At 46.7% G+C, this 10,445-nt stretch carries 6 protein-coding genes; 1 reads left to right on the forward strand and 5 read right to left on the reverse strand.

Annotated elements, in window-relative coordinates; translation table 11 throughout:
- Positions 1-87: 87 nt before the first annotated feature.
- The 4 genes from tamL to ACO1R6_RS05775 all read right to left on the reverse strand — a co-directional run bounded on the left by tamL (position 88) and on the right by ACO1R6_RS05775 (position 9,144).
- Positions 88-2,469 carry a translocation and assembly module lipoprotein TamL gene (gene tamL / locus ACO1R6_RS05760; protein WP_486262967.1) on the reverse strand — a complete coding sequence of 794 codons (2,382 nt, stop codon included), beginning with the start codon at positions 2,467-2,469 and terminating at the stop codon, positions 88-90.
- A gap of 20 nt (positions 2,470-2,489) precedes the next feature.
- Entirely contained in the window at positions 2,490-7,796 is a 5,307-nt protein-coding gene (locus ACO1R6_RS05765; RefSeq protein WP_486262969.1) for a translocation/assembly module TamB domain-containing protein, read from the reverse strand.
- Positions 7,797-7,985: 189 nt separating this feature from the next.
- Positions 7,986-8,276: a hypothetical protein gene (locus ACO1R6_RS05770; RefSeq protein WP_486262971.1), complete on the reverse strand. Its 291-nt coding sequence runs from the start codon at positions 8,274-8,276 to the stop codon at positions 7,986-7,988.
- 238 nt (positions 8,277-8,514) lie between these two features.
- The gene (locus tag ACO1R6_RS05775) at positions 8,515-9,144 is read right to left on the reverse strand and encodes a hypothetical protein (RefSeq protein WP_486262973.1); all 630 of its coding nucleotides are present in this window, start codon (positions 9,142-9,144) and stop codon (positions 8,515-8,517) included.
- Positions 9,145-9,596: 452 nt separating this feature from the next.
- Between ACO1R6_RS05775 and ACO1R6_RS05780 the strand changes: the two genes are divergently transcribed.
- Positions 9,597-10,058, forward strand: coding sequence for an RNA polymerase sigma factor (locus ACO1R6_RS05780; RefSeq protein ID WP_486262975.1), 462 nt, complete (start codon positions 9,597-9,599; stop codon positions 10,056-10,058).
- Between the two features lie 186 nt (positions 10,059-10,244).
- On the opposite strand, the gene ACO1R6_RS05785 is transcribed toward ACO1R6_RS05780, so the two are convergent.
- Positions 10,245-10,445 (reverse strand): MarR family transcriptional regulator (locus ACO1R6_RS05785; RefSeq protein ID WP_486262976.1); only part of this gene is annotated, 201 nt, incomplete at its 5' end.

Consider the following 10,445-nt stretch of genomic DNA (forward strand, 5'->3'; position numbering starts at 1 on the left):
GTATGTTTCCGGTTAAAGGCTTATAGCTGAAAGCATTCAACCGGAAACATACGCATTAATTGTTCTAATAAAAGGCTTATTAAGTACTTAAAACGGATAGCCCACGGCAATGTGTAAAACCATGTTTTTACGCTGGGGCGGAAAAGAAAACACATACGGAGATTCCTGAATCGGGTCCCGCACCGGAATACCTAAATCGAACCGAAGCACAAAAAATTCAGCATCGATGCGCAAGCCGGCACCCGTACCTACGGCTAGCTGGCTTAAGGCTTTGCTGAATACAAATTCGCCACCCGGGCGGTCGGCGCTGGCGCGGGCCAGCCAAATATTACCGGCATCTACAAATAAAGCTCCTTTCAGGTACGGAATAATGTTAAAGCGGTATTCTACGTTGGCTTCAAATTTAATATCACCCGTCTGGTCGAAGAAGCCATTACTAATATCGTCGGCTTGATTGGGATCGGTGGTAACAGAGTACGTACCCGGCCCCACTTCACGCGGCCGGAAAGCCCTTATACTATTAGAGCCCCCAATAAAAAATTGCTTAATGTAAGGCAAGGTCTCAGAATTATTATACGGAATACCGGCTCCTACTATTACGCGGGAGGCCAAACGGCTGCCCCGGCTTATATTCTGGTAATAGCGGCCTTCGAGCGACAGGCGCGTATATTGCGAAAAAGGTTGTTTAATAAAAGTATTTGGAATTTCTTCTTGTCGTTGAATTTTAGACGTAAACAAACTCAATAAATTACCCGATAAGTCGAGGTTGGCATTAAAGAAAAAGTCGCGCCGGTGCTGTTGCTGATTTTGGGTGTTGTAAGTAAAACTATAAATAGAACCCACAATAAATTGTTCTTCAAAACTGCGCCGCAGAAAAAGATTTTGGTCAAGCTTTCTCTGAAAATCGGGTCCCACGTTGCTTAGTCGAGCAAATTGCAAGTTAATGGGCGTAATCTCGTGCGTAATACGCGGTTTTGGCCGCCAAATGTACCCGTAAGTAGCGTTATAGGCATTCATTTGGTAATAATTTACCCGGTTGGTATAATTATAGCCCAAAGTAAAACGGGTTTTGGGTACAAATTCGGTTCGGAGGTTAGTTAGGTTAAATGGAGTCATGAAGCGGGGCACATCTAACTGGGCCTGCGTACCAAAAATTAAGGAATTTAAACCGCCACTACTGCCGCTTGAGCCGGAACTACCGCTATCGCCGGAGTTGCGGCCTTTCCCAAACTGGGTTTCCTGGCTGATATTAAAGTTTAACTGAAATTGCTCGGCGCCTCGCATCAGGTTACGGTGGCGGTACCGGGCGTTAAAACCCGGGCCGGCAAAGCCGTTGGTTTTGGTTACGGCTTCCAGTTCGGCCCGCAACGACTGTAACCGCGAAGGCGTTAACCGGATATTCGCGTTCAGGGCTTGCGCCAGGCTATCGCTGTCGCGGAACTGTACATCTACAAACCGGAACAAGCCTAAACCCATAAGCCGGCTAACCGTCAGGGCGTGGTCGCGGCGGTTATACAGGCTATCTTTCTCCAGAAATACCGACGGCAACAGGTGTTTGGCTTTCAGGGATTTTTCATCGGGGTAATAATGATAGCCCAATACCCGCACCGGCGGATTAGGATAAGCACTACTATCCATGCGTAAGGTGTAGTTAGTATAAATCCGGATGTCGCCTAATTTGTAAGGTAGCACCGCTTTTTCGGGCGCTTCGGCCTTAATGGTGGGATAAATATTTACCGTATAATTATTCTGGGTGGTATCTACCTTAAACAAAATAAAATCCGGATCGAAATAAAAGTAGCCTTTATTTTTCAGGTCGGCGTCAATCCGGACGCGCTCGGCGGTAAAGGTAGCGAGGTTATAATTATCACCCGCTTTCAACAAACTAGCGGCCTGAGAGGCGGTAATATCGCGGTAAATCTGCCCCAACGAATCGCCAGTGGGGTAAACAACCTGGCTAATGGTGTAGGGTTTGGCTACCTGCGCTGTGTACGTAACGTTTACGGTTTTACCTTTTACGTTTTCTTTATAAGCTACCGTAGAGTTAAAATAACCGGCATTATTTAAGCGGTTTACCATTAAATCGGTAATGTGTTTGTTGTTTACCGAGTCGTAAAATACCGGTTCTTCGCCTAAATTATTTTTAATAAAACTGCGCAGCCCTTTTTTCTTTTTGGGCGTACCGGCTAGGTTATAAAAAAACAAGCCAGGCCGGATACCAAAGAAAGAAGTATTGGGTTTGGGCGTAATGGTAGCGGCCAACTCCGTAGATAAAGCCGTTTCGTTTTTAATTTTTTCTTTCGATTCTAGCTTTACAGTAGCACCGGTATAAAGGCGTTTGCCTTCGGGTAACTTGCCGGTACCACTGCAACCAGCTAAATAAAAAAGGCTGAATATACTTAAAACCGACAAGGTCAGTTTTGGGTAAGTAAGCCAGTAATGTTGGGGCGTAAGGCGTAAGCCAATCATGTTAAAGTAAAAAGATTTAATTAATTCTGGACAAGAGGTTCTACCTCGCTTTTATTACGGTTGTTGCCTCTCCGGGACCTTCCCAGGTTTTTAAACATATCAGAAAGGTTATCGAAGTTGCGGGTAAAGATGAGGGCGAGGCCGGTTTCCTGTACTTCTGTTTCGGCCAGGTCTTCGTAAGAATTTTGTTTAAAGCCCCGTACGCGCAAACGGCCGTTAGGTGTAATCAGGTACTCTACCGATAAGTTGCCGGCAAAACCGCTATTACCACTTTGCGTACTTCGGCCTTCCAGACCTACATCGGTACCAACGCGCACCACCAGCCGGTTATTTAAAAATTCCTGGTTCAGGGCTACATTTAAATCCGTACGGTTTTGCCCCGAGCCGGTAGTAGTAGAAAAATCCTGATAAGAATTTAAGCCTAATTCCAGCCCCAGGCCACCTAAATATTGCCCGGTTAATTTATTTAGTTGGTCGCTCAATAAAGAGCTTACACTGGAGCGGGCGGTAGCGGCCAAAGTGCCCCCGCCTGCCGATTGCAACGGATCGGTACCCATAAACCGGCCCAACACAATCAGGGAAAAAGCCTGGCGGTTAATTTCGGAAGGGTCTTGCCGGATTTGTTGCAAGCGGCTATAAGCTAAGTTGCCAAATTCGCTGCGCCGTTCGTTTTCCGGCAATTCTACGTCAAACGAAATATCCGGCTTCAGCATATCGCCTTTTAAGTTGATGAGTACATTAAAAGGTAATTGGTTGCGCGATTGGTTACGGGCCAGTTCCGATTCGAGTTGGGCTTCTATTAATTCGGTTGGGGCGGTTTTTACGTTGTAGATAGCCCGGATATCCAAGTCGGCTACCAGCGGGTCGCCGGCCCAGGTAATGCTGCTACCGCGGGCAATATTAAATTCGCGTTGGGCCAAACCGTAAAAGTTAAGCTGGTATTTGCCGCTGGTAACCACGTAGCGGCCGCTCAGGCTAATATTGCCGTCGTCGTCCATGCCGGTATTTAACTCGCCCCGTCCTCTAATTTCGATAAAATCGCCAGTGGCTTCGTCCATGATAACGGTAAAGGGAATATCATCCGATACATCAATAACCGCACTAATATTATAGCCCAGCAGCCCGGTTTGGGTTAAAGTATCGCGTTTTTGCAGCTCGGCTAGGCGGGCCGCCAGCGTATCGCTCATGTCTACAAACTGCGTAATACCTTCGTGCTCTACTATGCCAGCCGCCGTAGACGGAATTACCATAGTCATGGCGGAGCCTTCGATTACTTTTATCCGCCCGGTAATTTCCGGATGGTTTTCTTCGCCGGCAATTTTCGCGTTGGTGTCCAGAATTAATTTACCGTAATAAAGATCATTATCGGCCGCGGTAGAATTCATGACCACAAAGTTGTTGGTGGTTACATCCAGCGCAAAGCGGTAGTTCAGGTAATCGCGCGTAAAAACGGTACCATTTACCACGGCTTTGTTGTTTACCGAGTCCAGCAAGGTAAAATTAGAGAAGTTAATCCCCCGCTCATCAAAAGTCATGGTTTCGGAGTTGAGGCGGAACGGGGCACCCAGCATAGTAGGCACAAAAGAGGCGTTGGTAAAAGTGGCCTGCCCCCGAATATTGGGCTGCGCCAGACTACCCGTAATGTTTAAACGGCCCACCAACGAACCCGATAAATCTTGTACCTGACCCAAAGCAAATCCTTCAAAAGCGGCTAAGTTAATATTCGTGATGTCGGCGGTCAGGTTAAGGGCATTGTCGGTGGTTTGGGCAATGTAGTAGCCGTTTACGCTTAAGTTATTGCCGTTACCGGTTAAAGTAGCCAATACATTGTAGCGGTCGCCGGCGGCATTGCTGGCCTGTAAACCAATATCGCCAATTAAATTTTTCTGGAAAGCAAAGCTTTTTACCGTTAAATCGGAAGTGAAGCTAAGTTTGGTGGCAATATCCTGTAATGTAACTGTACCGTTTACCGCACCGGTAATCAGGCTGTCGTTACGTTCAATGGCCTGCGAAATATTAGATAACTGGAAGTTGCCAAAAGTAATTTGCAGCGGCGCATTGTTGCGGTTGTTGCCCAGGCTGGTTATGGCCAGCGAATTACCGCCTTGCTCCAGCCGCACATTGTTCGCGTAAATAGCGCCGTTGTTGTAATATTGCAGGTAATTATCGGGGGTAACGTTCCAGGGTTCCCCGTTAAATACTACGTCGCCGGGGGTAAACTTAAACTGATAGGCATTCTGTAGCGTGCTGAGCATGCCGCCCAAAGCAAAGCGTTCCTGGCCGTTATCTTCCGAAATACCCACCCGTAGCTTTACATTATCGTTCTGGGCATAGCCGCCAAACTTCAGGTTTTTCACCAGCATGGTCGAGTCAGAAAGCTCGTTCAGGGTTAAGGCGTAATTGAGTTTATTTGCATCGCCGCGTAGTTGTAATTGTAAACTATCGAGGTTATAGGTGGTGTAAATAATCTGGGGCAAATAGCCGTTTACCGTTAAGTTTTGGTTGGCCGCCGTATAGGCCCCGGTAAGCACGCCCGGACCAAATTTATTCAGGCCCGGTACCAAACCATTGGTTAGTAAATCGGTGCGCCGGAACCGAAAATCAAAATTAAAATCGGCGAGGTTTACGTTAGCCGGGAAAGGTGCATCCTGAATATTAAAGTACGAATCTATTTTTTTGGAGAAGGCGGTGGCTAAATCTTCGGCGCTGTTGGCACCCCGGAAATAACCATTAAGTAAATCTGACCGAATGGCAATATCGGTGCGGCCCACCTGGTTGGCCATGCGCACAAAGAGCGAATCCAGGCGGTAGGTTTTAGGTCCTTGCCGTAGGGTAAGTTTGCCGGCATCTAAAGTACCGTTCAGCGTGTTTAAAGAAGCACCGCGCATATCGGCTACCACTTTGCCTTGCAGGCGCATGGGGTCGTTGTAAAAATTAAGTGCTTGCAAATTGGCCTCATCGAGGTTTAAGGTAAAGTTATAGCTGGGCTCGGCGGCGCGCATATTTACGGTCCCATCAAAATTAAAGGCCAGGTTGTTGTCGCGCATGTTTACGGTGCCGTTAAACAAGTTGCGGTCGGCGGTACCTTTTAGGGCAATATTGTTGTAGTTGTAGCGGTTGTAGCGTACCGATGCTACGGTTGCATCAATATCGGCCCGCATGGTTTCGGGGGTTAAGCCGGTACCGTTTACACGGGCGGTGGCTGTAATGGGGCCCATGGTGGTATCGCGCATTATTTTACCTAAATCCAGGCGATCTACACTTATGGTGCCGTTGTAGCGCTCGCCGGCTTGCATGCGTAGGTTAGCGGTAGCATTGCCAAAGGAGGTAGTAATAACCGGGTTAGTGGTGAAGTTATCCAGAGAGCCGGTAAAGGTACCTTTTAGCGTCATGCGATCGGGCAACTGAATATTGGCCGGAATCAAATCTTTGGGTAATAAATTCTGAATATCGGCGCGGGTAGTAGAAAAATTCTGAATGCGCAGGTTGGCGTACAGGTTATCCGGATTGGTAAGGTTGCGTAACGTGCCGCTGGCTTGTAAGTTGGTGCCGGGTGCCGCGGTTACGCGTAAATTTTGCAATTCTAGGTTTTGCATGCCGCCTTTAATACCGCCGCTGGCCGTTACGCGCTCCGGAATGCGGTACCCGGCCGGTAAGGTGCCGGGCGGCAGAAACGCCATAATATCGGCGCGGGCCACGCTAAAGCGATTAATATCCAGGTTCAGGTTGGTTTTATCTACATCGGGCAAACCGGTAATGGTGCCGCTGGCATTTACAGCCGTGCCGTTTAAGCCGGCCATTTGTAATCGCTCAATCCGTAAATTATCTACCCGGCCGGTTACGCGGCCATCGAGGTAAAGCGGCTTGTTCAGTAAACTCCTAAACGACGGATTACTGGCCAAGGCCGGCTGGAAATACAATAAATCGCGGAAGCCAATTTTAGAGTTGGCCATGTCGGCGTTTATGGTCAGGCGGTTAATATTATCGGCAATGGTTTCAAGGCTGGGGTAACCAATGGCCAGGTGCCGCCGCAAAATGCTTTCGCCGGTTTCCAGGTTTAAGTTGGCCAGCTCGGCGTGGGTAGAATCTACGGTAATATCCGAAGAAAAATTCTTAACCGTAAAACCGCTCTTTTCTTTCAAGCTCATCGCTTGTAAATCGGCGGTGGTGCGGTTCAGGCTGTAATAAATATTATCAACGTTTAGGTTAATATCGGTAAAATCGAGGTGGTTAAAGTCCATGCCCTGCTTCAGTTCGGGCGTATTGTAGTTGCCAAACTGCACGCGTAAACCAGCCAAATCTAAATTTTTAAGGGTAACTACCCAATCTACCGGAGCGCCTTCTTTCTTTTCTACCGCATCATCAAGCTTTTTAACAGTAGCTTCCGGGTTTATGGTCAGTGAATCGGTAGGCGTATTTTTGTCCTGGAAGTAAGCCAGGTAGCTATTTTGTAAGGCAAATTTGTTCAGGTTTACTTTGGCGTTGGGTATATCAATATTGTCGGCGGTCAGTTCAGTCTGGCCCACATTCATGATAATGCGTTGGGCTGCTACCGTGTTCTGGTAATTGAGTTTAATATTTTCTAAAGCTACTTTGCCCAGACCAAACTGCATGGTAAGCGGCTCCGAAGCAGCCGTATCGGGTGGTACCGTTTTGGTCTGGATTATATTGGCGTAGCTATTTTTTAGGGTAACATTGTTTAGCCGGTAAATTTCTTTTTCAGGGTTTAGCTCGTCCATGTTAGCGGCCAAACTGCCAATGCGGGTCCGGACGTTGTTGCCATAAATCTGGTCGTCCATGGTAAAGAAAATATTCTCCAGGCTTACATCGCCAATTTTATACACAAAGCCGGTAGCCATGGTATCGGCAGGTTGGGCCGCGGCAGTATCGGCGGCAAAGGCATTCAGCACAAAATCGTAGTTGGTGGTGCTGTCGGGCATAAAGGTTTTAACATGCGCCGTGGCGTTGCGCAGTGTAGCAGAGCTGATATTAATTTCGCTGTTAAGCAACGAAAAGAAATTTATATCCACACCCAGGCGGCCGGCATATAATAAGGTGTCTTTTTGCTGATCTTCTATATAAAAACCTTCCAGTACAAAGCTGTTCCGGAAATCAGTTTTAATGCGGTCGATGCGGACCGTGGTATTTAGCTTCTGCGATAACCAGGCAGTGCCCTTATCGGCCAGAAAGTTTTGGGTAGCGGTAAATTGCAAGGCAATAATTACCAGCAATACTAATAATAAGGGTACTCCAATAATCCAAAGCAGGACTTTTAGAATTGTTTTACCCGTATGCTTCTTATTTTCAGGAGGTGTTGTCGTTGTCAAAGGAATTAGAACTGGTTACGCATTACAACGGTACTACGTTATTTTTAAAGGAAAGTGAACAAAGAAGCAGTTAATATTTTGCATTAAAGCAAGACCTGGCGGGAAGGCATAAAAAAAGCCGGTACTTAACCGGCTTTTTAATAATTTCTGATGGATTAACCATTTCAGGCAGTAAGTGCCTGGTTCATTTTAGTTAGATTGCTTTTCGTATACTTTTAATAAACGGTTAGCCGCCTTTAGTTCACTCTTTTTAGCGTTAAGTAAATCTTTTTCCCGTTTGTAAAGTTGCTCCGCCTCGTCGGCACGACGTTTTTGGGACTTTACCTCGTCTTCGAGGGTTTTTATTTGTTGCTGTTGGGCCGTAACCATAGGATCGCTAGAAGAGCTGCCGGAAAATACCGAACAGCCAAACATTACCGGCGAAAACAGGAGCAATACCACAGTTACATATTTGGTAAGAGAGAAGTTATTCAAAATCATATAATTATCAGTTTAAAGTTTTTTACGGGTGTAACCAATTTTAGTTCTTTTCGGTGCTTTGTAGCCGGTTTTGGCCTAAATCGCCGTGAAAATATTTAAATTTCCTTATTTATCTAAATAAACACCAATAGCTATTGGGCTTAACGCATGATATAGCACCGCATAAGCCAGTAAAAAAAGAAAGCCAGTATATTATACTGGCTTTCAGATAATATAAATAAATATTCTGCTAAAAAGGTTATTTAACCGACTCCTTTAAATGGCTCAGTTGGTTATCCAGGCTTTGGATCTGGGCATCTAGTTCCTGTAACTGCGGCTGTACTTTTTTGGCTTTTTGCTCTTTTTGCAATATGCTTTGCTGCAGCTCAATTTTCTGTTGCATATACCGCATTTTATCTTGCATTAACTGCATGCGGGTGGTAGCGGTTGCCATTTGAGTGGTTTGGTCCTGGTTATCTGCGGCCAGGCCGCCAGCCCGGTTAGTTGCTGCCATATTAAGCATGGTAGTACTGTTGTTATCGTTATGTAAACTGCTGGTGGTGCCCGTGCTATGGTTGGCTTTTGTGCGCTTAATTTGTTTGGTGGTACTTTTCTTTTTTACCGCCTGGCTGGCTTTGTTGTTTTCGGCTTGGGTAGATGTAGCCTGGTTAGCCGGGTTACCGGGGTTACCCTGGTTCATCTGGTCGTCGGCGCGGGTAGGTGCCCCAACAGCAGTTTCGGTACGGGTAGCCGAGTTGGTATTGGTTGTATTGGTTTTGCTGCTGGCTTTATTCTGTTGGGTAGTAGTACTGCCAGAACTTTGGGCCAAAGCCATGCTGCCGGTTAAAGCCATTGCCACTGCCGGTATAAGTTTAAGTAATGCTTTCATCTTTTTTAATCATTTAAGTTAAATTATGTAGATACCTGAGCGCCCGCTCGGGCCAAACGCCAAAGCAACTTTGCGCTTAGCTAAGCGCCGGTTTAAGGCACCTGTGGTTTGGGCTACGCCTTACCGGCTAGTGCCTGCACCAGATTTAATACGGTACCCAAGGCAAGTTGGCTGATACTGTTCTTATAAATTTAGTGCGCACTGGGTAAAATCTATCGGGAGTAATAATTTATATCTGAAAAATAATATTCTAAAAATCAGGTGCTTGAAAAATATTTAATTAATTTATACACCTGAGGCAACCCTTTGGGAAAACTATCCGTGCTGGGGGCGCAAACAACATAAACGTGGGGGAAACCGGCAATAAAGATTTGCTATCGCTTATACAGGGTTGTATAAGAGAAGAAAGGAAAGCACAAAAAAAGCTGTACCAGCTTTTTTATGGCTATACCATGAGCGTTTGCATGCGCTACTGCCAAACCCGCGAAGAAGCAGTAGAAGTGCTGAACGATGGCTTTTTAAAAATATTTACCAGAATAAAAAAATACGACCCGGAGCGTTCCTTTAAAGGCTGGGTTCGGAGAATAATGATTAATACCGCTTTAGATAATTACCGGCATAATTTAAAACACTATTATGCCCAGGATGTGCAGGAGCTGGAGCAGAAAGCAACTACCGAAAGTGTTGAGGACCAACTAAGCTACGAAGACTTATTACGGTTAATTCAGGATTTGTCGCCGGGCTACCGCATGGTGTTTAACTTGTATGTAATTGATGGATATACCCACGAAGAAATAGCCGAAACGCTGAATATTTCGGTGGGCACTTCAAAATCTAATTTGTTTAAGGCCCGCGCCAATTTGCAGGCCCGTTTAAAAAAAAGTTTAACGGATGAGTATCGGAGATATGCCTGAAGACGAACTAGACGACCTTTTCCGGAAGGCGGCTTCGGAATATAATCCGGAATTTGACCCCGTGGCCTGGGAGGCAATGGAAAAGAAGCTGGATGCGCCGGTAAAACCACCCCGTACCTTTAACTGGTGGTTAGGTGGCCTTATAGCCTTATTGTTTCTGACCGGGATAGGTATTGGGGTAAGCTATTATTCTCCGGCCGGCAATAAACCGGCCGGCACGCTCTCCAGCAGGCGCTTCTGCAGGCTGTTGCCGATGCGCGCCGCGCGCACCGCGAGGTCACGGCCGGTGCGGGTCAGATGGATGCCGCGGGCGCGGCGGTCTGATTCGTCCTCGCGACGTTCTATGAAGCCACGCCGCTCCAGGCTGTCGAGCAGGCGGACCAGCGA

Source organism: Adhaeribacter sp., assembly GCF_057359045.1.

Excerpts from the sequence above, each read along its gene's own strand:
- tamL (WP_486262967.1), bottom strand. The coding sequence starts at position 2,469 with ATGATTGGCTTACGCCTTACGCCCCAACATTACTGGCTTACTTACCCA.
- ACO1R6_RS05770 (WP_486262971.1), bottom strand. The coding sequence starts at position 8,276 with ATGATTTTGAATAACTTCTCTCTTACCAAATATGTAACTGTGGTATTG.
- ACO1R6_RS05775 (WP_486262973.1), bottom strand. The coding sequence starts at position 9,144 with ATGAAAGCATTACTTAAACTTATACCGGCAGTGGCAATGGCTTTAACC.
- ACO1R6_RS05780 (WP_486262975.1), top strand. The coding sequence starts at position 9,597 with ATGAGCGTTTGCATGCGCTACTGCCAAACCCGCGAAGAAGCAGTAGAA.